The organism is Ensifer sp. ENS03 (assembly GCF_014852035.1).
GTDB lineage: Bacteria > Pseudomonadota > Alphaproteobacteria > Rhizobiales > Rhizobiaceae > Ensifer > Ensifer adhaerens.
Genome location: NZ_JACVAV010000005.1, coordinates 238769 through 264339, shown reverse-complemented (window position 1 = coordinate 264339; position 25571 = coordinate 238769). Strand labels below are relative to the sequence as shown.

General features: G+C 63.2%; 21 protein-coding genes, 1 tRNA gene and 1 pseudogene. 12 read left to right on the top strand and 11 right to left on the bottom strand.

The features are described from left to right. Nucleotides 1-9 precede the first annotated feature (9 nt). On the bottom strand, nt 10-483 hold the full coding sequence (locus IB263_RS19720) for a MarR family winged helix-turn-helix transcriptional regulator (RefSeq protein WP_112771929.1): 474 nt from the start codon (nt 481-483) through the stop codon (nt 10-12). Between the two features lie 95 nt (nt 484-578). Between IB263_RS19720 and IB263_RS19715 the strand changes: the two genes are divergently transcribed. Continuing rightward, a complete protein-coding gene (locus IB263_RS19715; protein ID WP_113187331.1) occupies nt 579-986 on the top strand; it encodes a GFA family protein in 408 nt (135 codons plus the stop codon). 141 nt (nt 987-1127) lie between these two features. Next, nucleotides 1128-1533, top strand: a pseudogene (locus IB263_RS19710) (GFA family protein). Nucleotides 1534-1551: 18 nt separating this feature from the next. On the opposite strand, the gene IB263_RS19705 reads toward IB263_RS19710, so the two are convergent. Together IB263_RS19705 and ilvD are read right to left on the bottom strand one after the other, a co-directional pair. After that, nucleotides 1552-1980 carry a lipocalin-like domain-containing protein gene (locus IB263_RS19705; RefSeq protein ID WP_034786824.1) on the bottom strand — a complete coding sequence of 143 codons (429 nt, stop codon included), beginning with the start codon at nt 1978-1980 and terminating at the stop codon, nt 1552-1554. Nucleotides 1981-2139: 159 nt separating this feature from the next. Further along, a complete protein-coding gene (gene ilvD / locus IB263_RS19700) occupies nt 2140-3978 on the bottom strand; it encodes a dihydroxy-acid dehydratase (RefSeq protein WP_034786822.1) in 1839 nt (612 codons plus the stop codon). Nucleotides 3979-4279: 301 nt separating this feature from the next. Between ilvD and IB263_RS19695 the strand changes: the two genes are divergently transcribed. The 4 genes from IB263_RS19695 to IB263_RS19680 all read left to right on the top strand — a co-directional run bounded on the left by IB263_RS19695 (nt 4280) and on the right by IB263_RS19680 (nt 6307). Next, nucleotides 4280-4771, top strand: a complete 492-nt coding sequence (locus IB263_RS19695; protein ID WP_060604752.1) for a hypothetical protein — start codon at nt 4280-4282, stop codon at nt 4769-4771. 11 nt (nt 4772-4782) lie between these two features. Then, nucleotides 4783-5721 (top strand): 4-hydroxy-tetrahydrodipicolinate synthase, encoded by a 939-nt coding sequence (dapA, locus tag IB263_RS19690; protein ID WP_089044965.1) that lies wholly within the window; start codon nt 4783-4785, stop codon nt 5719-5721. A gap of 85 nt (nt 5722-5806) precedes the next feature. Continuing rightward, nucleotides 5807-5998: a hypothetical protein gene (locus IB263_RS19685; RefSeq protein WP_060530585.1), complete on the top strand. Its 192-nt coding sequence runs from the start codon at nt 5807-5809 to the stop codon at nt 5996-5998. Nucleotides 5999-6031: 33 nt separating this feature from the next. Next, nucleotides 6032-6307: a hypothetical protein gene (locus IB263_RS19680; protein ID WP_051659088.1), complete on the top strand. Its 276-nt coding sequence runs from the start codon at nt 6032-6034 to the stop codon at nt 6305-6307. A gap of 90 nt (nt 6308-6397) precedes the next feature. On the opposite strand, the gene IB263_RS19675 is transcribed toward IB263_RS19680, so the two are convergent. From IB263_RS19675 to cpdR1, 3 genes are all read right to left on the bottom strand, one after another. Beyond that, nucleotides 6398-7090 (bottom strand): alpha/beta fold hydrolase, encoded by a 693-nt coding sequence (locus IB263_RS19675; protein WP_060604758.1) that lies wholly within the window; start codon nt 7088-7090, stop codon nt 6398-6400. 576 nt (nt 7091-7666) lie between these two features. Next, nucleotides 7667-7741, bottom strand: a tRNA-Val gene (locus IB263_RS19670). Between the two features lie 260 nt (nt 7742-8001). After that, complete coding sequence (cpdR1, locus tag IB263_RS19665) at nt 8002-8367, bottom strand: response regulator CpdR1 (protein WP_034786813.1); 366 nt, start codon at nt 8365-8367, stop codon at nt 8002-8004. A gap of 200 nt (nt 8368-8567) precedes the next feature. On the opposite strand from cpdR1, the gene IB263_RS19660 reads away from it, so the two are divergent. Beyond that, on the top strand, nt 8568-9449 hold the full coding sequence (locus tag IB263_RS19660; RefSeq protein ID WP_192438890.1) for an N-formylglutamate amidohydrolase: 882 nt from the start codon (nt 8568-8570) through the stop codon (nt 9447-9449). Nucleotides 9450-9888: 439 nt separating this feature from the next. Continuing rightward, on the top strand, nt 9889-10662 hold the full coding sequence (hisN, locus tag IB263_RS19655; protein ID WP_060604796.1) for a histidinol-phosphatase: 774 nt from the start codon (nt 9889-9891) through the stop codon (nt 10660-10662). A gap of 113 nt (nt 10663-10775) precedes the next feature. Here hisN and IB263_RS19650 read toward each other — a convergent pair whose 3' ends face one another. Then, nucleotides 10776-11741 (bottom strand): alpha/beta fold hydrolase, encoded by a 966-nt coding sequence (locus IB263_RS19650; protein ID WP_060604764.1) that lies wholly within the window; start codon nt 11739-11741, stop codon nt 10776-10778. 389 nt (nt 11742-12130) lie between these two features. Here IB263_RS19650 and IB263_RS19645 point away from each other — a divergent pair, with 389 nt between their 5' ends. Continuing rightward, nucleotides 12131-12592, top strand: a complete 462-nt coding sequence (locus IB263_RS19645; RefSeq protein WP_034786801.1) for an Hsp20 family protein — start codon at nt 12131-12133, stop codon at nt 12590-12592. Between the two features lie 84 nt (nt 12593-12676). Here the strand turns inward: IB263_RS19645 and IB263_RS19640 are convergent, their stop codons facing one another. Continuing rightward, entirely contained in the window at nt 12677-13669 is a 993-nt protein-coding gene (locus tag IB263_RS19640) for a bile acid:sodium symporter family protein (RefSeq protein ID WP_192438889.1), read from the bottom strand. A gap of 95 nt (nt 13670-13764) precedes the next feature. Here IB263_RS19640 and IB263_RS19635 point away from each other — a divergent pair, with 95 nt between their 5' ends. Next, nucleotides 13765-14622 (top strand): LysR family transcriptional regulator, encoded by an 858-nt coding sequence (locus IB263_RS19635; protein WP_034786796.1) that lies wholly within the window; start codon nt 13765-13767, stop codon nt 14620-14622. Between the two features lie 24 nt (nt 14623-14646). On the opposite strand, the gene IB263_RS19630 is transcribed toward IB263_RS19635, so the two are convergent. Continuing rightward, nucleotides 14647-15693 carry a low specificity L-threonine aldolase gene (locus IB263_RS19630; protein WP_192438888.1) on the bottom strand — a complete coding sequence of 349 codons (1047 nt, stop codon included), beginning with the start codon at nt 15691-15693 and terminating at the stop codon, nt 14647-14649. A 554-nt stretch (nt 15694-16247) separates the two neighbouring features. Here IB263_RS19630 and gltB point away from each other — a divergent pair. Together gltB and IB263_RS19620 are read left to right on the top strand one after the other, a co-directional pair. Beyond that, nucleotides 16248-20972 (top strand): glutamate synthase large subunit, encoded by a 4725-nt coding sequence (gltB, locus tag IB263_RS19625; RefSeq protein WP_060581302.1) that lies wholly within the window; start codon nt 16248-16250, stop codon nt 20970-20972. A gap of 108 nt (nt 20973-21080) precedes the next feature. Further along, on the top strand, nt 21081-22538 hold the full coding sequence (locus tag IB263_RS19620) for a glutamate synthase subunit beta (protein ID WP_034786787.1): 1458 nt from the start codon (nt 21081-21083) through the stop codon (nt 22536-22538). Nucleotides 22539-22626: 88 nt separating this feature from the next. On the opposite strand, the gene IB263_RS19615 is transcribed toward IB263_RS19620, so the two are convergent. Together IB263_RS19615 and IB263_RS19610 are read right to left on the bottom strand one after the other, a co-directional pair. After that, nucleotides 22627-23877: a DUF459 domain-containing protein gene (locus IB263_RS19615; RefSeq protein ID WP_089044969.1), complete on the bottom strand. Its 1251-nt coding sequence runs from the start codon at nt 23875-23877 to the stop codon at nt 22627-22629. 137 nt (nt 23878-24014) lie between these two features. Then, entirely contained in the window at nt 24015-25235 is a 1221-nt protein-coding gene (locus IB263_RS19610; protein ID WP_113553330.1) for a lytic murein transglycosylase, read from the bottom strand. Nucleotides 25236-25571 lie beyond the last annotated feature (336 nt).

Here is a 25571-nt window from a genome sequence, read left to right as displayed (position 1 = left end):
GACGGCCGGTCAGTCCTCGGACGGCTCTGGCGCGGGGCGCTCCTTGAGCACCTCGATCACCTCGGCGATCAAGGCAGAGGCCTGCCGCAGCCGTCGTTCGCCGAGTGCGCCGCCCAGGCCGTCCGCCCAGGCCGCCTGCCGCTCCTTGATGTCGTCCAGTGCCGTTTCTCCCGCCGCAGTCAGAACCATGAGCTTTGCCCTCTGGTGGGTCGGGTTGTCCCTGTAGGCGATCAGCCCTTCGGCCTCCAAGAGATCGGCGATGCGCTGCACCCCCTGACGCGCAAGGCCGAGCGCGCGTGCCGCATCGGCAACCGACATCGGCGCATGGTTTGCCGCGGCCAGCACCTGCCAGCGGGCGCTCGTCTGTCCGGAAGGTTTGGCGAGTGCGTCGCCGGCCTGCGTCAACGGGCCGGCTAGCCGCAGTACCGATATGGCGAACTCCGCAAAGGCGTCTCCGGCGGGTGTCCGATCGGGATCTTTCATGTTGACAGCACCACCGTCGTGTGAATGTTTGTATGACATCATGTTGTCATGATGCGGTCGTTTCAGCAAGTCAATTTAGCAAGGGAGATGAGAGCATGGCGAGAAGGACTTACAGCGGCGGTTGCCATTGCGGCAAGGTCAGATACGAAGCGACTCTCGATCTCGATGCGGGGACGACGCGATGCAATTGCTCGTTCTGTGGCAAGGCCCGCTACTGGGGTGCACAGGTCCAGCCGGAGGATTTTCGCCTCCTGTCACCGGAAGATCAGGTTGGGCTCTATCAGTTTGGCGCCAAGGTTGGCAACCACCGCTTCTGCCCTGCCTGCGGCATCGCCTCCTATAGCCATGGTTATGTCGAGGAACTCGGCGGCGCCTATTGCAGCATCAATGTCGCAACGCTGGACGATGTTGATCCGACGGTCCTGGCTAAGGTGTCGGTGCAATATCTGGATGGCCGGAATGACCGCTGGGATGAAACGCCTGCCGAATTCCGTCATCTCTGACGCGTGCGAGATCTCGCTCCTATTTGACAATATGTTGTCAATATGGCATATGGACTGCATGAGTTTCACCTGGCAGCATATCGCCTGCCGGGTGGGCGGCAATAGGGGGCCTGCCTGGCCCGCCACGCAGGAGCGACGGGTATGAAACTGACCTATAAGGGAAGCTGCCATTGCGGAAACATCCGCTATGAGGCCGACATCGACCTCGATGCCGGCACCGGCAAATGCAACTGCTCGATTTGCTGGAAGCGGCGCTACTGGGGGGGCGGTCGTGAAGCCCGACGCCTTCCGGCTGCAGTGCGACGAAGCCAATATCGCCGACTACCAGTTCGGCAGCGACAGCGTGCATCACCGCTTCTGCAGGACCTGCAGCGTTGCCGCCTTCGGCCACGGCTATATCGAGGAGATTGGCGGCGCCTATTACTCCGTCAACCTCGCCTGCCTCGACGACCTCGATCCGGCGGTGCTGGCCGAAGCACCGGTGCAGTACATGGACGGGCGCAACAACAACTGGTTCCACGCGCCAGCCGAGACCCGTCACCTCTAAAGCCCACAGCGAAGCTGGTTACATCTTGCGAAATTCGAGGTGGTAGATGACCTCCTCGCCGGTTGCCGGGTCCACGCCCGGCGCGCCGTAGATCACCAGCTTATCCCCTTGCAGGACAAAGGGGCGGATCAGGTCGGAGACGCCCCAGGCCGGGTTCCAGCTTGCCTCGACATGATGGATGATCCGGCCGTCCTTGAGCGAATAGGAGCCGGAATAGGCGAGCATGGAGTCAAACAGTGCCGCTTTTTCGTCGTGAGACGGCACGAGTCCTTTGAGCTGCGGTCGATCGCGTTTCACCACAACGGCGGTCATCCGGCCATCGGGAAAGTACGAGAGATAGCCGATAGGATCGGGGCCCATGGCATCGGTGACTTCGCCAGTGGCGACGACCTCGCGCGTCCAGGAAAGCATCTTCCAGGTGCCGAGCAATCCAGACTCGTCCGCCATGACCCACCTGTTTGATTTTAGGGTAAACTAAAATAGCAGATGCTTCCTGTCCGGCAAAGTCGGGCCGATCCCTAGGATGAGATCAAAGAAAAGGGCCCCCGACGCGCAGGAGCCCTTCGTCGTTCCTTGCGCCGCTCGGGCGCTGCCAGAACGTAGCTGTCAGTGTTCGCCGAGGTCGCGCACAGCACCGCGGTCGGCGGAGGTGGCAAAGGCGGCATAGGCCTTGAGCGCCGTCGTCACCTTGCGCTTGCGCTGTTCGGTCGGCTTCCAGCCCTGGGCGTCCTGCTCAGTGCGGCGACGGCTAAGTTCCGCCTCGTCGACGCGCAGGCTGATCGTGCGGTTCGGGATGTCGATGTCGATCATGTCGCCTTCGCGCACCAGGCCGATCGTGCCGCCATTGGCCGCTTCCGGCGAAACGTGGCCGATCGACAGGCCCGAGGTGCCACCGGAGAAGCGGCCGTCGGTGATCAGCGCGCAGGCTTTGCCGAGGCCCTTCGATTTCAGGTAGCTCGTCGGATAGAGCATTTCCTGCATGCCCGGGCCGCCCTTGGGGCCTTCATAGCGGATGACGACGACGTCGCCGGCCTTGATCTCGTTGCCGAGGATCGCCTTGACCGACGCATCCTGGCTTTCGAAGACGCGGGCCGGGCCGGAGAACTTCAGGATGCTCTCGTCGACGCCCGCGGTCTTCACGATGCAGCCGTCGATCGCGATGTTGCCCTTCAAGACGGCGAGGCCGCCATCCTTGGAGAAGGGATGTTCGACCGAGCGGATGACGCCCTTTTCGCGGTCGGTGTCGAGCTCGTCCCAGCGCGCTTCCTGGCTGAAGGCCACCTGGGTCGGGATGCCGCCCGGTGCCGCGCGGAAGAAGTTGCGAACGGTTTCGCTGGTCGTGCGGGTGATGTCCCAGCGGTCGATGGCGTCGCCGAGCGTGGCGCTGTGGACCGTCGGGCAATCGCGGTTGATGAGGCCGCCCTTCTCGAGTTCGCCGAGGATCGACATGATGCCGCCGGCACGGTGCACGTCTTCCATGTGCACGTCGCTTTTCGCCGGAGCGACCTTCGACAGGCAGGGAACCTTGCGCGACAGGCGGTCGATATCCGCCATGGTGAAATCGACCTCGCCCTCATGGGCGGCGGCGAGAATGTGCAGCACGGTGTTGGTCGAACCGCCCATGGCGATATCGAGCGCCATGGCGTTTTCAAACGCCTTCTTCGAGGCGACCTTGCGCGGCAGCACGTTCTCGTCTTCCTGCTCGTAATAGCGGCGGGCGAGATCGACGACCAGGTGGCCGGCCTCGACGAAGAGGCGCTTGCGGTCGGCGTGGGTGGCGAGCGTCGAGCCGTTGCCGGGCAGCGACAGGCCGAGCGCTTCGGTCAGACAGTTCATCGAGTTGGCGGTGAACATGCCGGAGCAAGAGCCGCAGGTCGGGCAGGCCGAGCGTTCGATGACCTTGACGTCCTCGTCCGAGACGTTGTCGTCGGCTGCGGCGACCATGGCGTCGACCAGGTCGAGTGCATGCGTCTTGCCGTGCAGCACGACCTTGCCGGCTTCCATCGGGCCGCCGGAAACGAAGACGGCGGGGATGTTGAGGCGCAGCGCCGCCATCAGCATGCCGGGCGTGATCTTGTCGCAGTTGGAGATGCAGACCATGGCGTCGGCGCAGTGGGCGTTGACCATGTACTCGACGCTATCGGCGATGATTTCGCGCGACGGCAACGAATAGAGCATGCCGTCGTGACCCATGGCGATGCCGTCGTCGACGGCGATGGTGTTGAATTCCTTGGCGACGCCGCCGGCAGCCTCGATCTCGCGGGCGACGAGCTGGCCAAGATCCTTAAGGTGCACGTGGCCGGGCACGAACTGGGTGAACGAGTTCACCACCGCAATAATCGGCTTGCCAAAATCGCTGTCCTTCATGCCCGTCGCGCGCCAGAGGCCGCGGGCACCGGCCATGTTGCGGCCGTGGGTGGTGGTACGTGAGCGATAGGCAGGCATGGCATGTTCCTTCACGGACAAGGGGTATTGCTCGGGAATGGCGATCCCTGATCGCCACCGAAGGGGCTACCTAGCGCAAAATTGCGCGCGCGTCATCTTTTGCGTCAGATTATTTCGACGCTGCGCGCGCTGTCGCGCCAGGCTTTCGCCGCTTCGGAAATCAAATCTAGACCGCGGCCGGCGCCTTGGACAACACCCGCCGAAGCGCTTTACGGAAATCTTATGTCGAGCGCCTGAAGTCGCAATCGAAACTGGACGCCTGACGGGTCTAGCCTTGCCGCATCGAATAGGGATGCGTGCCATGTCTCTCCAGGATTTCAACATCCACCGTCATTTGCCCGGGGCTCTACGCGAGGTCGATGCGGGCCCTGAGCTCACCGGTGGCGAAAGGGCTCCGGAGGCGCTCGATGCGCTCATGCTGCGGCTCACCGCCGTTCGCCGCCTGCGCGAGCACCATGTCTGGGAGGCGGTGCGGGTGATCGCGGACCTGCCGGATCTGGCGGCTGGAGAATGGCCGTCGCGTCGGTACCGTGAACTGATGGCCGCCGATGCACTGGTCGATGCCGTCATTCACCTGACGTCGGCGACCGAAGCGAAACTGTGCCTTCGAACGCTCAGTCACGAGTTCGGGCTGTGGACCTGCGCGCTGCGCTATCAGCCACCCGGAGCCGGCCGCATCACCTTCAAGGCACGGCATGCCGACCTTGCCGCGGCGATCCTTGGCGCCTTCCTGCGCTCCTGCCGCGGCCATCAGCTTGCGGCTGCTGCCGGCCGTGGCCAACTTCCCACCTGAAGGATATTTCCATGAACATACATTCGCTGCGCCTCGAAGGCGCGATCACGGCGCTCGTCACACCGTTCCGGGACGGCAAGGTTGATGTCGTCGGCCTGATGTCGCTCGTGGAATGGCAGATCCGACACGGCATTTCCGGCATCGTCGCCTGCGGCACCACCGGCGAGGCGCCGACGCTCTCGCGGGCGGAACGGGCCATGGTGATCGAACGCTGCGTCGAGGTGGCGGAACGCAAGATCCCGGTTATCGCCGGAACCGGCACCAACAGTACTGCGACGACGATCGAACTGACGGCGGAAGCCAGGACGCTCGGCGCCGACGCGGCGCTCGTCGTTGCGCCCTATTACAGCAAGCCTTCGCAGGAGGGGCTCTATCGCCACTTCGAGGCGGTCGCCCGGGCGGTGGATCTTCCCATCATCATCTACAATGTGCCCTCGCGCACCGGGGTCGATCTCGCCGCGCGGACGATCGAGCGGCTGGCGGAGCTTCAAAATGTCGTCGGCATCAAGGATGCCACCGGCGACGTCGGTCGCTTCCAGTCTTCGTCGCCAGCCCTCAAGGCCAGACTCATGCAGCTCTCGGGTCACGACCAGACGGCGCTGCCGTTCAATCTCTGCGGCGGTCACGGCACTATCTCGGTGGCGTCCAATGTCGTGCCGCGGCTGGTGGTCGCCATGCACCAGGCTGTCACGACCGGAAATGTCGCAGCGGCGCTCGCCCTTCATGAGCGGCTCCGCCCGCTGCTCACGGCGCTCGAGCGCGAGACCAATCCGGGGCCGGTGAAATACGCATTGCACCTGGTGCGGGCGCTCAGCCCGGAGGTGCGTCTGCCGTTGACGCAGGTGGCGCCGGAGACGGCGGCCGAGATCCGCGCGGCGCTCGAACCGCTGACCGAGCTTCCAGCGTCCACCCAGATCGGCCGCGGGGTGCGCATCGCGCTTGCTGGCTGACGGTTCGTCCTCGCACGGATCTGTCGTGCCCGATTGCCGCGGCGGCTCCCGCCGTCCGCATCCATCTCACCCGAAAGGAAAGACCATGTCCCGTTTCCCCCATCTTGCCGCGCGCGCCGCTGAGCGCCGGCGCGTCGAAAGCAGCGAGCGCGCTGAGCGCCTTCCGCCCAGGGACAGCGCCGTTCGCGATGCCTTTCTCGGCATCGGCATCAGGCTCGCCGTCGTCCTCGGCCTTGCCTACGGCATCCAGGCCGCACTTCCGTGGATTGCCGGCTAAGGCTTCGCTTTCGTCAACAAGGATTGTTCGATCATGGGCAGTATGCAGCAGATCCGTCGTGGTTTCCTGGCGCGCGCGCGTTTCGTCGTCGGCCGCGACCGGCACGGCTGGTGGGTCGTATCCGACCGCAAGGGTCTCGTCGGCGGCCTCTTTACCAATGAGAGCGCCGCAATCCATTTCGCCGTCGAAGCGAGCGACCGGCATCCGGAGGAGGTGTGCCGCGCGCCGGAAGGGGCGGCCATCGATCTTGATACGTTTTCGCGCCGGCCGAGGGCCATGCGACAGCGCCGGCGCGGCGCCTATGCCTGACGCCGCATCCTGATGCAGGCGTAAGGAAGAAACCCCACCAGCTCGGCGCTGGCGGGTTTTCTCTTGTCGGGGTGCTGCGCTGGCGGACGCTCAGCCGAGCGAAGCGATCGCCTCGTCGATCAGCGCCACGATCTCCTTGGCGTGCGAGGCAAGGGAGGCGTGGCTGGCATCGAGCGTGATGATCTTCTTCGCCTTGATACGCTCGGCCATCCATTGTTCGGTTTCCGGCGGGATCATGTGGTCGTGGCGCGAGACCTGGTACCAACTGGGCTTCGTCTTCCAGGCGGGAGCCCCGGCCTTGTCCTCGAAGCAACGCCCGGCGATCGGTTTCTGTGCGACCGCCATGACCAGTGCTTCGGTCTCGCTCAGGTCCTGGCCGAAACTCTCACGGAACGTATCCTGCGCCAGCCAGAGGAAGCCGTCCTTGTCGGGACGGATGCTGGCGGCGCCGGATGGCGGCTCGCGCCTTGCAAAGATGCTGCCGAGGCTGTCGCCTTCATCCGGCGCGAAGGCCGCGACATAGACGAGCCCGACGACGTTGGCCGCATGACCGGCGCCGCTGATAACAGCACCACCATAGGAGTGGCCGACGAGCAGGGTCGGACCCTCGAGCGATTCGACCAGCTTGCGGGTGCGCTCGACGTCGTCGGCAAGCGAGGTCAGCGGGTTCTGAACCGCGGCAATTCTGTAGCCCTTGGCGTGGAGCGGCGGAATGACGTGGCGCCAATGGGAGGCATCGCCCCAGGCGCCGTGCACAAGCACGATGTTCTTGACTGCCGGCATGATCAGTTCCTTTCGCTCGAATGGAGAGGTGCTCGGTTCGGCATCACACCCGCTCGTGGTGAGGCGAGGCATACTGCCCGTCGTCGGTTTTGGTGGGTTCCCTTGCTTTGCGCCTGGCGCGTGGCAAGGCGTTGAGATTGCAGACGTAAATTAGGGCGGGAAGGCGTGCGTTCCATGACGCAAACCACAAATTTTCGTGACGGAAGACCAACCCTGCGCGTCCCCGCAGGCGGTGGCCGCGATGGCAGGCCGATGGCGACAGGATGAGGAGAAGACGGGGTCCCAGAGCGGCGTATTGGGGCTACGGGGCATCGCTCTGGGACCGGTTGCGCCCAGGAGGCGGGCTGTGCTTCCGGGCGCATCGGCATCAAGTCACTGCGAAGCCGATTCGACAATGCGCCCCGGACCTTTGCCGGCCCTCGTCGGACCAAAGTCTGAGCGTTGGCTGTGGGCAACTTGGCGCACAGCGTTTTGATCAAGGCCGCGGCGAGCGGGCCGTTCGTCTGTTGCTGCCAGAAAGAAATCGAGGGAAACGAAAAAGGCCTTTCGATTTCTCGAAAGGCCTTTGAATTCGAATGGTGGGCGTGACAAGGATCGAACTTGTGACCCCTACGATGTCAACGTAGTGCTCTCCCGCTGAGCTACACGCCCATCCGATGTGGCGCATAGACCACAAAAGCCGTTGTCGCGTCAATAGGGTTTTCGAAGGTTTTTTGACAGAAATTTAGAGGCGGTGATTTTCCCCATGGGGGCGGCGTCGATGAGACACCGGCAAGACGCCGGATTTGCTGGGTTTCTGCTAAGGTATTGAAACGAAAAGACCGCCGGAGATCCCTGTGGATCGCGGCGGTCGGTTCTAAGTCGCATTCTTTACAGTCGCGGGACGTCGCGCCTGTGGAAAACTGCCTTGATCAGGCAGCAGCCAGCATCTTGTTGACCTCGTCGACGAGGTCACGCAGGTGGAAGGGCTTGGACAGCACCTTGGCATCCTTCGGCGCCTTGCTGTCGGGGTTGAGCGCAACGGCGGCAAAGCCGGTGATGAACATGACCTTGAGGTCCGGGTCGAGTTCCGTCGCGCGCCGCGCCAGTTCGATGCCGTCCATCTCAGGCATGACGATGTCGGTCAAAAGGAGCGAGAACGGTTCTTCGCGAAGCCGGTCGTAAGCGCTGGCGCCGTTGTCATAGGACATGACCTTGTAGCCGGCCTTTTCCAGCGCCTTCACCAGGAACCGGCGCATGTCGTTGTCGTCTTCGGCAAGAAGGATTTTCGCAGTCATGAATTGGGCCGTGCTTCTCTTTATTCAGTTCATTGCGCGTAGATTGCGGCGTTTTATCCAAACCGCAACGCGGTAAATATCTCGTGAACGCGGGACGTCAATTCCCCGGGATGCTGTGATTGGCCACTATGGACACAGAGCGGGCCAACTGGCAACATGATGACAATTGCAAGTACCGCATATGGTAAAAAAGGGTTCAGATGGGGGAAATTGCGGAGAGGGAACTGTTCGAGGTCCTTGAACCTCCAATCCAGCGCATTCCCTTTGTGTTCAATTCGCCGCACAGCGGCCGCTCCTATCCCCAGAGTTTTCTCGACCAGTCCAGGCTCGACGCGCTTTCGATTCGCCGGTCGGAAGACCACTATGTCGATGAGCTGTTCCAGAACGCGACGTTCCTCGCCGCGCCGATGCTGCTTGCGCATTTCCCGCGCGCCTTCCTCGACGTCAACCGCGAGCCATACGAACTCGATCCGCGCATGTTCGACGGGCCGCTACCGCCGCATGCCAACATCAGCTCGATGCGCGTCGCAGGCGGGCTCGGAACGATCCCGCGGCTGGTGGCCGAGAACATGGAAATCTATCGCGGACGGTTCCCGGTCGAGGACGCGCTGACGCGGATCGAGACGATCTACAAGCCCTATCACGCCACCTTGCGCAAGCTGATCGCCCGCACCCATGTGCAGTTCGGCCTCTCGGTGCTGATCGACTGCCATTCGATGCCGGGCAACGTGCATTTGCCGGGCAGCGCCCAGCGGCCCGACTTCATCATCGGCGATCGTTACGGTACCAGTGCTGCCGGTGAGCTTTCGCGCGCTGCGGTCGATCTGCTGCAGCAGCTCGGCTACAGCGTCGTGCGCAACAAGCCCTATGCCGGCGGCTTCATCACCGAGCACTACGGCCGGCCGACGCGCGGGCTGCATGCGCTGCAGATCGAGATCAACCGGGCGCTCTATGTCGACGAGGCGACGCTGGTGCGCAAACCTGGCTTCGGTGCGCTGGTTGCCGATCTCACGACCTTCATCGGCTCGCTTGCCCGCCACGTCGAGGACTACGGCGCTTACCTGCCGCTGGCGGCCGAGTAGCCTTTCCCAAAAATCAGGAACAACCGGCAAAGCGGGATGGCGTCCAGCAAGGTACTGGCGACGCTTGGTATTTTGCTGTCGGGGAGGTTCAAAAAAAACCGCGCCAACGGCGCGGTCAAGTCTAGGGAGGAAACACCCAAGGAGGGTATTTACAGTCACAGGTGACTGTAGGAAAACCATAATATTGCACTGCACAAATGTCAAGTTTGCTGGTGAAAACTTTTGCGTCGCGTCAAAAGTTTTTCAGCCGGAAATGGCGAATCAACCGATTGAATTCGCCAAAGTCGCGTTTGAAGTGCGAAGCGGTCGTGGTGCAGTGCGAAATGCTCCGGCCCTGACGCCGACGACGCCCGCAGGTGGGCGTGCTCGGTCGTTTGCCTTTCGACAAATTTCGTCTATGCAGGACGTACCTTCCTCCATGTTTTTCAGAGAGATCGCCATGTTGCCTGACCGCGCCTTCTTCGATCGCCTTGCAGATGCCGCCAAGGCGGAAACCCTGCCGCGCTTTCGGATCGGGACCAGCGTGGTCAACAAGCTGGAGAGCGGCTTCGATCCGGTAACGGAAGCGGACCAATCGGCGGAAGCGGCGATCCGCGCGCTGATCGAGGCGCATTTCCCGGACCATGGCATTCTTGGCGAAGAGCACGGCAATATTGGCCTCGACCGCGAGTATGTCTGGGTCATCGACCCGATCGACGGCACGCGCGCCTTCATTTCCGGCTTGCCGGTCTGGGGCACGCTGGTCGGCCTCTATCGCAATGGCGATGCGGTCATGGGCCTGATGGACCAGCCTTTCACCGGCGAGCGCTATTTCGCCGACGGCACGAAATCGGTCTACCGCGGGCCGGGTGGCGAGCAGGTGCTTTCGACCCGCGCCTGCAGATCGCTTGACGACGCGGTGCTTTTCACCACCTCGCCGCATCTCTATTCCGGCGATCTCAAGACCCGCTATGAGACGGTGCAAAGCAAGGTGCGTCTGTTCCGCTACGGCTGCGATTGCTACGCATTCGCACTTCTGGCCGCCGGCCATGTCGATCTGGTAATCGAATGCGGGCTGAAGCCCTATGATGTCGGCGGGCTCATCCCTCTGATCGAGCAGGCCGGCGGCATCGTCACCAACTGGCAGGGCGGTCCGGCGGAAATGGGCGGCGAAGTTATTGCTGCCGGCAATGCCGAACTGCACGCGCAGGCGCTGGAAATCCTGAAGGGCTGATGCGCCGTGCGCCTCGCGCGGCGGTCCAGACATCCGTAAAATCAACGTGTTACAGTGACCTTTGCGCGTCTGATAGGACGTGCGGCGCTGTGTAGCGCGAGCGACCGCTTGCTTCAGGCGGCGGTGGTTTCGCGCGCGTCGCCTTCTTCGGGGATGACGAAGGCGAGGATCGCCGCCATCGCCTGGGCGCGGTAGCGGTCCGCCTCGTGCAGCAGCTCGTGTCGGGCGCCGTCGATCGGGATCATCTGGGCGGCGCGGAAATTGCGCGCCAGCCATTCGACCGCGATATGGGGTACCAGCCGATCGGCCGTCGGTGCCAGGATGATCGTCGGCAGGGTGATGCGGGTCAGATGCTCGCGGCGGATGACCCGGCGCATGGCGTGGAAAGCCTCGCTCAGCCAGCGCGCCGTCGGGGGGCCGAGCCGCAGTTCCGGATGCGCATCGGTTAGCGCGATGTTGCGGGCGTAGCGGCGGCGATCGGCCGTCAGCACGTTGTTTTCGAAGGGGCGGTTGCCCTTGTCGGGGTGTGCCGGCAGGGCGCCGAGGCCGACCAGCCGCATGAAGGTCGCAACCGTCGCGATGCTCTTTTCGCCGAGCGCCTGGCCGCCAAGGCCGACGAAGGGTGCGAGCACCACCAGCCGATCGATGCGGCTTGCCAGCATCGGGGCGAGGGAGAGGGCAACGAGAGCGCCCATGGAATGGGCGACGATCGAGAAGGGCAGGCGGGTATCGGGCAGCACGATCTGTTCGAGGAAGGTGCTGAGGTCGCGCTCATAGTCGGAAAAGTGGTCGACATAACCGCGTCCGGGGTGCGCCAGCAGCCGCTCGGAGCCGGCCTGGCCGCGCCAGTCGAAGGTGGCGACCCAGAGGCCGGCCGCAGTCAGATCGGCAATCGTCTCGAAGTACTTCTCGATCGATTCGTTGCGGCCCTGCAGCAGAACGACCGTGCCGCGCGCCACCGGCTGCTTCGTCTTGAAGATCGCATAGCGGATCTTGCGGCCGCCGATGCCATCGAAAAAGCCAGCGACATGATTGTCCGGGATCGGATTGTCCGGTGTCGCGTGGAGGATCGAGGTCATGGGGTCGTGGCCGGAGGTGAAAGCGTGTTGATCGGTAGCATCAAGGGATAGGCGGCAGGGTCTTCGCCGTCAAAGAAAAAAGCCGGAAACGGTGGGTGAAATCCGGACGATCACCGTTTCCGGCCGCTGAAGGGGAAGGGACATGTCACTTCAGCCTGGGCGTTGCGGCCCAGGATTTTGTTTTAGTCCCGTCGGGCTGAACGGAAGCCGAAGCCGGCGTTCATGTCGGGTTCACGGAAAAATCGTCGGCGGGGGCGTCTTGAAGTCGTCAAATCGCCTCCCCAAATCAGGGTCACGGGCGCCGAAGACGGGTCCGTTCACCGGTCCTGCCACTGCCAGAATGGGGTGGCCGACCAGACATCGCAAAAAGTTGCTCCAAGGAGGACACCATGCGTCACTTCGATTTCTCTCCCCTTTACCGCTCCACCGTCGGATTCGACCGCCTGTTCACCATGCTCGACAGCCTCGGCCAGCCGGGTGAAGCCCAGACCTATCCGCCCTACAACATCGAGCGCACCGGCGAAAACGCCTACCGCATCACCATGGCCGTTGCCGGTTTCGACGAGAGCGAGCTTTCGATCGAGGCGCGTGAACACACGCTGACGGTCAAGGGCGAAAAGGCCGAGGACAAGGGCGAAGAAAGCCAGTTTCTCCATCGCGGCATTGCCAAGCGCGCCTTCGAACGCCGCTTCCAGCTCGCCGATCACGTGGAGATCAAGTCCGCTTCGCTGAAGAATGGCTTGCTGCACATCGATCTTACCCGCGAGATCCCGGAAGCCGCCAAGCCCCGCCGGATCGAAATCGCGTCGGTCGCATCGCAGCCGAAGCAGATCGAGGCTCAGACCCTCTAAACATCACGCCCGAACAGGGCATGAAACAGACCTCCCACAAAGAACGGCGTCCTCTACGGGCGCCGTTTTTTGTTGTCGGATCAATCAGGGCTGGGCCGGTACCGGCATGGCGGAAGCCGCCGCTTTCCTTGCTGCATAGCGCTGTGCAATCACCGCGCAGGCCATCAGCTGGATCTGGTGAAACAGCATGACGGGCAGTACGATTGCGCCGATGTTCTGGCCGGCGAAGATGGCGCTTGCCATGGGGACGCCGCTCGCAAGGCTCTTCTTCGAGCCGCAGAAGGTGATGGCGATCTCGTCGGCCTTGTCGAAACCGAGCAGGCGGCTGCCGTACATGGTGACGGCAAGCACGAGCGCCAGCATGACGATCTCGATGACGACGAGCACGCCGAGATCGGTCAGAGAAAACGTCTGCCACAGGCCGGAGGTGACCGCCTGGCTGAAGGCGAGGTAGACGACCATCAGGATCGAGCCGCGATCGACCGGCGCCAACAGTCCCTTGCGGGAGCGGATCCAGTTGCCGATCACGGGCTGCAGCATCTGGCCGACGACGAAGGGGGCAAGCAGCTGCAGCAGGATCTGCTTGACCGCATCGAGCGTGACGGTGCCATGGCCGCCGGCGGAAAACAGCAACCCGACGAGCAGCGGCGTCAGGAACATGCCGAAAATGTTGGAGGCCGACGCGGAGCAGATCGCGGCCGGCACATTGCCACCGGCCATGGAGGTGAATGCGATCGACGACTGCACCGTCGAGGGCAGCACGCAGAGGAAGAGGATGCCGGTATAGAGCGATTGCGGCAGGATCGAATCCGGCACGAAGCCGACCGCAAGGCCGATGAGCGGGAAGAGCACGAAGGTCGAGGCAAGGATGGTCAGGTGCAGGCGCCAATGCAGGATGCCGGCGATCACCACGTCGCGCGACAGGCGCGCCCCGTGCAGGAAGAAGACCATTCCGACAGCCACCTTCGTCGCCAATCCGAACCATTCGGTTGCCTCGCCATGGATCGGCAGGACGGATGCAAGCAGCACCGTCGCCAGAAGCAGGATCGTGAAGGTATCGGGAAGGTAGCGGCGCATATCAGCTCACTTGCTCGTTATCGAACGTCTTGCGGGGATCGCTCATTGTGAAGCAGGATGCAAGGAATAACAGTTATCACGAAATGAGATGAGCTATGTTGGATCTCGTGCAGTTGCGCAGTTTCGTCGCCCTCGAACAGATGGGCAGCTTCACGCTTGCAGCGGAAAAACTATCGCTCGGGCAATCGACGGTCAGCCAGCATATCCAGCGGCTCGAAGCCTCGCTCGGACGCACGCTCGTCGACCGCGATACGCACCGCGTTTCGCTGACGGCAGACGGGCAGGCGCTGCTTGCCCACGCGCGCTCGATGCTGGCGATCGACGGCGAGGTCCGGGCGCTGTTTGCCGAAAGCAGTTTGCGCGGCCGTCTCCGCCTCGGGGTCTCCGAGGACTTCGTCATGAGCCGGCTGCCGGCGGTGCTGGAAGACTTCGTCCGCGCCCATCCGTCGGTCGATCTGGAACTCACGGTGGCCTTGAGCGGCGTGCTCTACCAGATGCAGGACAATGGCGAGATCGATCTGGTGCTTGCCAAGCGCAGGCTCGGCGACCTCAGAGGCGAGCTCGTCTATCGCGAACCACTGGTTTGGCTCGCGCGCGATCCCGAGAGGATCAAGCGCGACAAGGTGCTGCCGCTGATCGCCTTTCCGCCGCCGAGCATCACCCGCAGCGTTGCGCTCGAAGTGCTCGACCGCCACCGCCTGCCGTGGCGGATCGTATGCACCTGTGGCAGCCTCAGCGGCCTGACGGCGGCGGCCCGTGCCGGCATGGGCGTGCTCGTGCAGCCGCGCAGCATGGTGCCCTCGGGGCTGAAGGAAATCCCGGCCGGGCTCCTGCCGCCGCTCGAAGACGTGGAATTCGTGCTGGTGCCGAGCAAGGGCGTCGACCGAAAGCTGAGTGCGGCGCTCTCGGTCGAAATCCTCGCCAATCTGAGGACCCTGCAAGGGCAGTCTTGAAGGCAGGGCTGATACCGATACCGCTCAGCAGCCGGCGACGAAGCGGTCGACGTCCTCGGCCTTGGTCGCAAAGCTGGTGACGAGGCGATAGAGGCCCTCGTTCTTAGCAAGCTTGCCCTCGAGGTCGTGCGGCACTGGCCAGTCGTAGAAGACGGCGCCATCCTGCCTGAGCTTCGCCGCCACATCCTTGCTGATGATGGCGAAGACCTCGTTGGCACCGGCCTGCCAGGCAAGCCGGCTCGTCTTTGCGGCGGCAATGCCCTCGGCCAGGCGTGTGGCCATGGCGTTGGCGTGACGGGCGAGATTCAGCCAGAGATCGCCGGCGAAATAGGCGTCGAACTGCGCCGAGACGAAACGCGACTTGGAGAAAAGCTGGGCGGAGCGCTTGCGCAGGAAGTGCATCTCGTGGGCCCTGGAGAGGTCGAACAGCACCAGCGCCTCGGCGCACCAGCAGCCGTTCTTGGTGCCGCCGAAGGAGACGAGGTCGACGCCGCGCTTCCAGGTCATTTCGGCGGGCGTTACGTCGAGGCTGACCAGCGCGTTGGCGAAGCGCGCACCATCCATGTGCAGCGGCAGCTTGTGTCCCTTGGCGACGGCCGAGATCGCTTCGATTTCGGCGAGCGAATAGACCGTGCCGCTTTCCGTCGCCTGCGTCAGCGATACCGCACTCGGCTGGCCGCCATGGACGTTATCGAGCGGGAAGCGCCGGATCTCGGCTTCAAGGCGGGAGGCCTCCATCTTGCCCCGCGGTCCGTCGACGGGTTTCAGTCGGGCGCCATGCGAAAAGAATTCGGGCGCGCCGCATTCGTCGGCGATGACATGGGCCTCGCGATGGCAGAAGGCGACGCCGCCGGCGCGGTTGGCTGTTGCCAGTGCCAGCGAATTGGCGGCTGTTCCGGTGCCGACGAAGAAGACGGCGACGTCCCTTTCGAAGATGTCCGCGAACTTCTTCTCCACCTTCCGGTCAAGCTCGCTGGTGCCATAGGCCGACGCGTAGCCGCCGGCATGGGCCATCAGGCTTTCGGCAATCGCGGGATGGGCGCCAGCCCAGTTATCAGACGAAAAAATCATCACTTCTCACCCTGTTTCACCGTCAATTCGACGGCTTTTGCCGACCTTAGCCGAGTTTAAAGCCGGATCAATCACGGTCAGCGGCCGAAAGGCCAACAGGAGACCAGTTTGAAACCAAAATGAAGAAAACGACGATATGCCGTAATTAAATTATAAAAGCCGGAAATTTCCGGCAATGTTCGGCAAAATCTTCTCCATTATTTGCTGATATGCCTCTTGCAGAGGGGGGTCGTTTCTGGCATAGAGCACATGAAATAGGACAGGTTTGCTGTCCTATTTCGGTCTAGGGACCGGAACAATCGCCGTGAGTGCCTAAAAAAGTGGCATCCGGCGTGGGAAGCGGGAGGATTGGCCGGATTTCATCCGGTTGTTATCGCCTGCCGTCAGGATGGTCGCAGACATCAGTGCCTGATGATGCCGTGCTTATTTGCGACCTGATCAGGATCATGAGACGATGAGTGCCCCGGCTTTTCGGCGTGTCTTTGCACGCAACGAAGAGTCATGCGCGGGCGGTGCCATGCCCGGCGGTGCCGGGTTCAACAGGAGGGAAAACGATGACGGATCATTCGCCATCACAGCAATCTGGGCTCAACCTCGCACACAGCGTTGCGACGGCTGAAAAAACGCCCGCATTCCCGACTGGCCTGCCGCGAAAACAGGGGCTCTACGATCCGCGCAACGAACATGACGCCTGCGGTGTCGGCTTCGTCGCCCATATGAAGGGTCAGAAGTCGCACCAGATCGTGCGCGACGGTCTCTTCATGCTTGAAAACCTGACGCACCGTGGTGCCGTCGGCGCCGACCCGCTGATGGGAGATGGCGCGGGCATCCTCGTGCAAATTCCCGACCGTTTCTTCCGCGAGGAGATGGCCAAGCAGGGCATCACCCTGCCGAAGGCGGGCGAATATGCCGTCGGTCACATCTTCATGCCGCAGGACGATGCGCTCGTCGAACACTTCAAGCAGGTGATCAAGGACGTCGTCACCGAAGAGGGCCAGGTGCTCATCGGCTACCGCGACGTGCCCGTCGACAACGCGTCGCTGTCGAAGGCGCCGGAAATCGCCGCGACCGAGCCGCGCCATGTCCAGATCTTCATCGGTGCCGGCCGTGACGCCGCTACGAACCCGGAGTTCGAGCGCCGTCTCTTCACGCTGCGCAAGGTGATCTCCAACCGCATCTATGACGAATACAAGGGCGAGGAGAGCAACTTCTACCCCGTGTCGCTGTCGTCCTCGACGATCGTCTACAAGGGCATGTTCCTCGCTTACCAGGTCGGCGCCTATTACAAGGATCTGTCCGACCCGCGGTTCGAAAGTGCGGTGGCGCTCGTTCACCAGCGCTTCTCGACCAACACCTTCCCGTCGTGGAAGCTCGCGCATCCCTACCGCATGGTCGCCCACAACGGCGAAATCAACACGCTACGCGGCAACGTCAACTGGATGGCGGCGCGCCAGGCGTCGGTTTCCTCGCCGCTCTTCGGCGACGACATCTCCAAGCTCTGGCCGATCTCCTATGAAGGCCAGTCGGACACCGCCTGCTTCGACAACGCACTCGAGTTCCTGGTGCAGGGGGGCTATTCGCTGTCGCACGCCGTCATGATGCTGATCCCCGAGGCGTGGGCCGGCAACCAGTTGATGTCGCCTGAGCGAAAGGCGTTCTACGAATACCACGCAGCGCTGATGGAGCCGTGGGACGGTCCGGCAGCTGTCGCCTTTACCGACGGTCGCCAGGTCGGTGCGACGCTCGACCGCAACGGTTTGCGTCCGGCCCGCTACATCGTCACCTCGGACGACCGCGTCATCCTCGCGTCGGAAGCCGGCGTGCTGCCGGTCGACGAAGACAAGATCGTCAAGAAGTGGCGCCTGCAGCCGGGCAAGATGCTGCTCATCGATATGGAACAGGGCCGCATCATCTCCGACGAGGAGGTGAAGTCCTCGCTCGCGCAAAAGCACCCCTACAGCAAGTGGCTCGAAGACACCCAGCTGATCCTCGAGGAGCTGAAGCCGGTGGAGCCGCGTGCGCTCCGCCGTGACGTTTCCCTGATCGATCGCCAGCAGGCCTTTGGCTACACGCTCGAAGACACCAAGATCCTGATGTCGCCGATGGCGACGACCGGCCAGGAAGCGATCGGCTCGATGGGCACCGACACGCCGATCTCGGCGATGTCGGACAAGCGCAAGCTGCTTTACACCTATTTCAAGCAGAACTTTGCGCAGGTCACCAACCCGCCGATCGACCCGATCCGCGAGGAGCTGGTGATGAGCCTCGTCTCTTTCATCGGTCCGCGTCCGAACATCCTCGACCACGAGGGCATGGCGCATGCCAAGCGGCTCGAGGTGCGCCAGCCGATCCTGACCAACGGCGATCTCGAAAAGATCCGCTCGATCGGTCACACCGAGGATCGTTTCGACACCAAGACGCTCGACTTTACCTATGACATTTCGCGCGGCGCCGAAGGCATGCCGGAAATGCTCGACCGGCTCTGCGAGCGTGCCGAGGCGGCGGTGAAGGGCGGCTACAACATCATCGTGCTCTCCGACCGCCAGGTCGGACCGGACCGCGTGGCGATCCCGGCGCTGCTCGCGACCGCCGCCGTGCACCACCACCTGATCCGCAAAGGTCTGCGCACGTCGGTCGGCATCGTGCTTGAATCCGGCGAACCGCGCGAAGTGCATCAGTTCTGCCTGCTCGCCGGCTACGGCGCCGAGGCGATCAACCCCTATCTCGCCTTCGATACGCTCACCGACATGCACAAGCGTGGCGAGTTCCCCAAGGAAGTCGACGGCAGCGAAGTGGTCTACCGCTACATCAAGGCCGTCGGTAAGGGCATCCTCAAGGTCATGTCCAAGATGGGCATCTCGACCTACCAGTCCTATTGTGGCGCGCAGATCTTCGACGCCGTCGGCCTGTCGTCGAAGCTTGTCGACCAGTTCTTCTTCGGCACGGCGACGACGATCGAAGGCATCGGCCTCGAAGAGATCGCCGCCGAAACCGTCGCCCGCCACAAGGCGGCCTTCGGCGCCGACCCGGTTCTCGCCAACTCGCTCGATATCGGTGGCGAATATGCCTTCCGCATGCGCGGCGAAAGCCATGCCTGGACGCCCGACGCAATCGCCTCGCTGCAGCACGCAGTTCGTGGCAACGCAGAGGACCGCTACCGCGAGTTCGCCGAGATGGTGAACAACTCGGCGCTGCGCATGAACACCATCCGTGGCCTGTTCACGATCAAGAGCGCCGAGGCCCTTGGCCGCAAGCCGATCTCGGTCGACGAGGTCGAACCGGCCGTCGATATCGTCAAGCGCTTCTCGACCGGGGCCATGTCCTTCGGCTCGATCAGCCGCGAGGCACATACGACGCTGGCGATTGCCATGAACCGGATCGGCGGCAAGTCGAACACCGGCGAAGGGGGCGAGGAAAGCGACCGCTACCTGCCGCTGCCCGATGGTTCGATGAACCCGGAACGTTCGGCGATCAAGCAGATCGCGTCCGGCCGCTTCGGCGTGACCACCGAGTATCTGGTCAATGCCGACATGCTGCAGATCAAGGTGGCGCAAGGGGCCAAGCCTGGTGAAGGCGGGCAGCTGCCCGGCCACAAGGTCGATGCGACGGTTGCCAAGACCAGGCATTCGACCCCGGGCGTCGGCCTGATTTCGCCGCCGCCGCACCATGACATCTACTCGATCGAAGACCTGGCGCAGCTGATCTACGATCTGAAGAACGTCAATCCGGAAGCCGACGTTTCGGTCAAACTCGTCTCGGAAGTCGGCGTCGGCACGGTTGCCGCCGGCGTTGCCAAGGCGCGTGCCGACCATATCACTGTCGCCGGCTTCGACGGCGGTACCGGCGCTTCGCCACTCACCTCGCTGAAGCACGCCGGCAGCCCCTGGGAAATCGGTCTGGCCGAGACCCAGCAGACGCTGGTGCTGAACGGCCTGCGTTCGCGCGTCGCCCTTCAGGTCGATGGTGGTCTGAAGACCGGCCGCGACGTCATCATCGGCGCGCTGCTCGGTGCCGACGAATTCGGCTTCGCCACCGCACCGCTGATCGCCGCCGGCTGCATCATGATGCGCAAGTGCCACCTCAACACCTGTCCCGTCGGCGTTGCGACCCAGGATCCGGTGCTGCGCAAGCGCTTCAAGGGCACGGCCGAGCACGTCATCAACTACTTCTTCTTCGTGGCCGAAGAAGTGCGCGAGATCCTGGCGTCGCTCGGCGTCAGGAAGCTCAACGACATCGTCGGCGCTTCGGAACTGCTCGAAAAGGACGGTGCGCTCGCGCACTGGAAGGCCAACGGCCTCGACTTCTCGAAGATCTTCCACAAGGTGGAAGCCAAGAAGGAAGAGACCTACTGGACCACGCGCCAGCAGCACCCGATCGACGATGTTCTCGATCGCAAGCTGATCAAGGAAGCGGCGGTCGCGCTCGAAACCAAGGCTCCGGTCAAGATCGAAGCCGAGATCAAGAACGTCGACCGTTCGGCCGGCGCGATGCTTGCCGGTGCTCTTGCCAAGCGCTGGGGCCACAAGGGCCTGAAGGACGACACCATCCACGTGACCCTCAAGGGCACGGCTGGCCAGTCCTTCGGCGCGTTCCTCGCACGCGGCATCACCTTCGATCTCGTGGGTGACGGTAACGACTATGTCGGCAAGGGTCTTTCGGGCGGTCGCATCATCGTCCGGCCGCCGGAAAATGCGACGATCGTTCCGCAAGAATCGATCATCGTCGGCAACACCGTGCTTTACGGCGCGATCTCGGGCGAGTGCTACTTCAACGGCGTTGCCGGCGAACGTTTCGCCGTGCGCAACTCCGGCGCGGTCGCGGTCGTCGAGGGCGTGGGTGACCACGGCTGCGAATACATGACCGGCGGCGTCGTCGTCGTGCTCGGCGGAACGGGCCGCAACTTTGCGGCCGGCATGTCGGGCGGTGTCGCCTATGTGCTCGACGAGGAAGGCGATTTCGCCCGTCGCTGCAACATGGCGATGGTCGAGCTGCAACCGGTTCCGGAAGAGGACGACATGCTGGAGAAGCTGCACCACCACGGCGGCGACATCATGCACAAGGGCATGGTCGACGTGTCGGGCGACATGACGCGCCACGACGAGGAGCGGCTTTATCAGCTCATCTCCAACCACCTTCACCACACGGGTTCGCCCCGGGCGAAGGAGATCCTCGATCACTGGACGGATTATCGGCCGAAATTCCGCAAGGTCATGCCGGTCGAGTACCGCCGTGCGCTCGAGGATATGGAACGCATGAAAATGGCAGAGGCGGCCGAATAGGAGGCCCCGGTGACCAAGGCTCCCGGTTCATCACAGATCGGTTCGGGGGCCCCTCACGCGCGCTCGCAAAAAGCGCCTGTTCAGACGCACAGCTTTCAGGATGAAACGATGGGTAAGGTAACTGGATTTCTCGAGATCGACCGGCAAGTGGCAAAGTACCAGCCGGCGTCCGACCGCATCCGCCATTTTCGCGAATTCACCATTCCGATGTCAGAACCGGAAGTGCAGAAGCAGGCTGCTCGCTGCATGGACTGTGGCATCCCCTATTGCCACGGCCCGACCGGCTGCCCGGTGCACAACCAGATCCCGGACTGGAACGATCTCGTCTACAACGGCAACTGGGACGAGGCGATCCGCAACCTGCATTCGACCAACAACTTCCCGGAATTCACCGGCCGCGTCTGCCCGGCGCCGTGCGAGGAAGCCTGCACGCTGAACCTCGAAGACACCCCGGTCGCGATCAAGACCGTCGAACAGGCGATCGCCGACAAGGCCTATGAAATGGGCTATATCGTGCCGCAGCCGGCCGTCACCAAGACCGGCAAGAAGGTCGCGATCATCGGCTCGGGACCTGCCGGCATGGCCGCGGCCCAGCAGCTTGCCCGCGCCGGCCACGAGGTGCACGTCTACGAGCGCGAAACCAAGCCCGGCGGCCTGCTGCGCTACGGCATTCCGGACTTCAAGATGGAGAAGAACTTCATCGATCGCCGCGTCGACCAGATGCGCGGCGAAGGCGTCACTTTCCACTGCGGCATCAATGTCGGCGTCGACGTTCCGATGCAGCGCCTGCTCGACGAGCATGACGCCGTGCTCTACTGCGGTGGCTCCGAGACCCCGCGCGACGCGGGCATCCCCGGCGTCCAGTTCGCCGGCGTGCATGACGCGATGCCCTATCTCGTCCAGCAGAACCGCCGCGTCGGCCGCGAGAACATCGACAGCGTCGGCTGGCCGTCGCAGCCGATCCTTGCCGGCGGCAAGCATATCGTCGTCGTCGGTGGTGGTGATACCGCGTCCGACTGTGTCGGCACCGCTTTCCGCCAAGGCGCCGTCAAGGTGACCCAACTCGACATCCGCCCGCAGCCGCCGGAAAAGGAAGACAAGCTCGCCGTCTGGCCGTTCTGGGCGACGAAGATGCGCACCTCTTCCAGCCAGGCCGAAGGCGCCATCCGCGAGTTCCAGGTGGCGACCCTTGAGTTCATCGGCGACGAGGACGGCAACCTGACCGGCGTGAAGTGCTGCCAGGTGGATGATCGCCGCAAGCCGGTCGCCGGCACGGAGTTCATCATCAAGGCGGATCTTGCCTTCATCGCCATCGGTTTCAGCGGTCCCTTCACCAACAGCGTGATCAAGGACCTCGGCGACAAGCTGACGCTCAACACCGACCGCCGCGGCTCGACCAACGTCGTCGCCAACGAGCGCGACTACAAGACCTCGGTCGACAAGCTCTGGACGGCCGGCGACGTGCGCCGCGGCCAGTCGCTCGTCGTCTGGGCGATCCGCGAAGGCCGCCAGGCGGCACGTGCGATCGACGAAGCGCTGATGGGTTCGACCACGCTGCCGCGCTAAGGCATTACTCCCAAGCATGAAAAAAGCCCCGCAGCGATGCGGGGCTTTTTTTGTGGCAGGGCCAGAAGGCTGAATGGGGATCGTCGGCCTAGTTGCGGATCACCGGGTTGCTGATGACCGTGTTTGGCTTCGAGAGGCGGAAGTCATCGACGCGGCCGGCCGGAGCGGCGGCGACGTCACCCTTGCCAACCAGCAGGTCGCGTGGGCTCTTGCCGTTGCCCTTGTCCGGTGCGGCGCTGCCGAGCAGGGACGCGGCGCCATCCAGCGCCGGATCGGTCAGCCCGATCGGCTGGGTCTTGACGATATCCTCGTTGCCGAGCGGTGCGGTCACCACCAGGTCCTTGAGCTCGTCGGCGCCCGGCACGTTCTTGTCGGTGGCGGCGGCATCGCCGAGCAGCCGCCGGATGTCCTTTTCGACGTAGAAGGCAAGCTTGCGCTTGCCGGCCTTGGTGAGGTTGACGCCGTCGGCGCCGCGCAGGCGCACCTGCTGGCCGTTGATATCGGAGCCGGTCAGAACGAACTTGCCGCCCTCATCGACGAAGCCGTCCCAGATGTCGACGAACTGTCCGCCGACCTTCTCGATCTCCTCGCGATAGATGCCGTTGAAGGTGACCATGTCGGCGGTCATCGCGGCCGACTGGAACGGCGGCATGCCGACCCAGAGAACCGGCAGCTTTTCCTTGCGCGCAAGGGCTGCCAGCGCGTTGACACGCTTGCGATATTCTTCCGTCCAGAGGTCGGAGCGGAACTTCTCCTTGGTGCTGCCGATCTGCATCTGCTGGCGATCGTTGGCGCCGAGGCTGATGATGATGACCGACGGCTTCACGTCGCCGACATAGCCCGGCAGCGTGCCCGGCCAATTGAAATAGTCTTCGCGCACGAGACCGGACGAACCGTTCGCCCGCGTCTCGATGGTGATGCCGGGCGTCATCTCGAAGGCGGTCTTCAGGCCGTCGCCGAGGCTGCCGGCCATGAAGTCGCCGACGACGAGCACCTTCTTGGCATCCGGCGCCTTCTCCACCACTACCGGCGCCGGGGCAGGGGTGTCGGCAACCTTTGGCTTCTGCTTCTGCTGCCCCTGGCCCTTCTGCCGCTGCTGCGGCTGGCGCTGGCGCTTCGGGCGCGGCTGTTCGGGATAATAGTCGCGATCCTGGTAGGTCGGCCGTTCGCGGGTCAAGCCGCCGAAGAGCATCTGAAACAAGGTGCGGCGTTGAACGCGCTCCTGCGCCTCGGCAAAGCTTGCAAAAAGGCTGACGGTGAGCATCGCCACAAGGGCAATACAGATCGTCGCAATCCCGAACGGCGTACGGCTATCGTGCCTGCGGCGCCTGCTGATCATCTGCTTTCTGCCCCGTTCATCGCGTATTCGGGCGGCCTTGCCGCGCCAAAGTTTCAGCGCGCCGCACGGGGGGGTGCAGCGCGCTTGCCCTATTGTATCTCACGGATACTCAGATCGTGAAACCGTTTCGAACCTGCTTAGTTGCGGAGCGCCCGCAGCAGCATCTGCGTGGGCTCACCATCCGGCGCCAGTCCGTTCTTCGACTGGAACGCCTGGATCGCGGCCTTGGAGCCGGAGCCGAAGTTGCCGTCGACTTCGCCACTGTAGTAGCCAAGCTCCTTCAGCCGGTTCTGCAGCTCGAACTTCTCGCTGATGTCAAGTGAACCGTCCGGACGCGGCCAGCGCTGCTGCATGCCCTGGTAGCCGGCGATCTGGTCGGCAAGCAGGCCGACGCCGAGCGCGTAGCTGTCCGAAGCGTTGTAGCGCTTGATGACGAAGAAGTTCTTGGTCATCAGGAAGCCGGGGCCGTTGCCACCGCTCGGCAGCTTGAGCTCGGCGCGCGTGCTGCCGTTGCGGAAGCCCTTGCCGTTCGGCCGGGCAAAACCGAGCGACGCCCATTCCTTGAGCGTCTTCGTCTGGCCCGAATACTTCGCGGCGTTGGCCGGCGGGGCGACTTCGTAGCCCCAGGTCTCGCCCGGCTGCCAGCCATTTTTCTTCAGAAGGTTGGCGGCGGTCGCCAGCGCGTCTGGCACCGAGTTCCAGATGTCGCGGTGACCGTTTCCGTCTGCGTCGACCGCATAGAGCAGGTAGCTCGTGGGGATGAACTGGGTGTGGCCCATGGCGCCCGCCCAGGAGCCGGTCAGCTCACGTGGGGTGATATCGCCCTTCTGCAGGATTTTCAGCGCGGCGATCAGTTGCTTCTTGGCATAGTTCGACCGCTTCGGATCCGCGTAGGCAAGGGTTGCGAGCGCGCGCGGCACGTAGTGCAGGCGGTCGTCCTTCTCCAGCACGGCGCCGTAGTTGGACTCCATCGACCAGATGGCCAGCAGGATGGTCTTGTCGACGCCGAAGTGTTTCTCCAGCGCGTTCAGCGTGCGGGCGTGCTTGGTGGCCATCTCCTGGCCGACGCGCTTGGTGTAGGGGTTCACGCGGGAATCGATATATTCCCAGATCTTGTGCTTGAACTCCGGCTGGTAGTTGGCCTTGTCGATCACCGTCTGGTCGGGCGACTTCACGCCGGCAAAGGCCTGCCGATAGGTTGACTTGGTAATGCCGGCCTGGGCGGCGGTCGCGTAAAACTCGTTGATCCAGTTCTGGAACCCGGTATCGGCGCGCGCGGGGGAGGTGCCGAGCGTGGCGGCGGATAGGACGAGGGCGGCTGCGATATGACGGAAAAACGTCCTGCGGTTTCTGATCATCAGCTGTCGGTTCCGTTTCTCTGCGGAGCTTCGGCCGTCATGGCCCGAATCACTCCGCAAGGTGGCAGTCTGGGGCCAGCCTGGACGGTGGGGGCAGTCGTCGGCGGCTCCTGTTTCGGATCCGGCCGCGCTTGTTGCATTGCCGGATTGCAACGAATCTACAGAAACGTGGTCAACAAACCCTTTACCATGAAAATGTGGTGGCGTCTTCGGCCACAGAAAATGTCAAGCGTTGGTCGTGGAGTTCGCATATGCATTTGTTTCGTCGGTTCATGCTGTGTTCAGCTGACGGCATAGAGATTGCGGCTCCATTACGGAGCGCTGTATGGTTCGGGA

Coding starts and splice junctions, on each gene's coding strand:
- IB263_RS19720 (WP_112771929.1), bottom strand. CDS start 483: ATGAAAGATCCCGATCGGACACCCGCCGGAGACGCCTTTGCGGAGTTC.
- IB263_RS19715 (WP_113187331.1), top strand. CDS start 579: ATGGCGAGAAGGACTTACAGCGGCGGTTGCCATTGCGGCAAGGTCAGA.
- IB263_RS19705 (WP_034786824.1), bottom strand. CDS start 1,980: ATGGCGGACGAGTCTGGATTGCTCGGCACCTGGAAGATGCTTTCCTGG.
- ilvD (WP_034786822.1), bottom strand. CDS start 3,978: ATGCCTGCCTATCGCTCACGTACCACCACCCACGGCCGCAACATGGCC.
- IB263_RS19695 (WP_060604752.1), top strand. CDS start 4,280: ATGTCTCTCCAGGATTTCAACATCCACCGTCATTTGCCCGGGGCTCTA.
- dapA (WP_089044965.1), top strand. CDS start 4,783: ATGAACATACATTCGCTGCGCCTCGAAGGCGCGATCACGGCGCTCGTC.
- IB263_RS19685 (WP_060530585.1), top strand. CDS start 5,807: ATGTCCCGTTTCCCCCATCTTGCCGCGCGCGCCGCTGAGCGCCGGCGC.
- IB263_RS19680 (WP_051659088.1), top strand. CDS start 6,032: ATGGGCAGTATGCAGCAGATCCGTCGTGGTTTCCTGGCGCGCGCGCGT.
- IB263_RS19675 (WP_060604758.1), bottom strand. CDS start 7,090: ATGCCGGCAGTCAAGAACATCGTGCTTGTGCACGGCGCCTGGGGCGAT.
- cpdR1 (WP_034786813.1), bottom strand. CDS start 8,367: ATGACTGCGAAAATCCTTCTTGCCGAAGACGACAACGACATGCGCCGG.
- IB263_RS19660 (WP_192438890.1), top strand. CDS start 8,568: ATGGGGGAAATTGCGGAGAGGGAACTGTTCGAGGTCCTTGAACCTCCA.
- hisN (WP_060604796.1), top strand. CDS start 9,889: ATGTTGCCTGACCGCGCCTTCTTCGATCGCCTTGCAGATGCCGCCAAG.
- IB263_RS19650 (WP_060604764.1), bottom strand. CDS start 11,741: ATGACCTCGATCCTCCACGCGACACCGGACAATCCGATCCCGGACAAT.
- IB263_RS19645 (WP_034786801.1), top strand. CDS start 12,131: ATGCGTCACTTCGATTTCTCTCCCCTTTACCGCTCCACCGTCGGATTC.
- IB263_RS19640 (WP_192438889.1), bottom strand. CDS start 13,669: ATGCGCCGCTACCTTCCCGATACCTTCACGATCCTGCTTCTGGCGACG.
- IB263_RS19635 (WP_034786796.1), top strand. CDS start 13,765: ATGTTGGATCTCGTGCAGTTGCGCAGTTTCGTCGCCCTCGAACAGATG.
- IB263_RS19630 (WP_192438888.1), bottom strand. CDS start 15,693: ATGATTTTTTCGTCTGATAACTGGGCTGGCGCCCATCCCGCGATTGCC.
- gltB (WP_060581302.1), top strand. CDS start 16,248: ATGACGGATCATTCGCCATCACAGCAATCTGGGCTCAACCTCGCACAC.
- IB263_RS19620 (WP_034786787.1), top strand. CDS start 21,081: ATGGGTAAGGTAACTGGATTTCTCGAGATCGACCGGCAAGTGGCAAAG.
- IB263_RS19615 (WP_089044969.1), bottom strand. CDS start 23,877: ATGATCAGCAGGCGCCGCAGGCACGATAGCCGTACGCCGTTCGGGATT.
- IB263_RS19610 (WP_113553330.1), bottom strand. CDS start 25,235: ATGATCAGAAACCGCAGGACGTTTTTCCGTCATATCGCAGCCGCCCTC.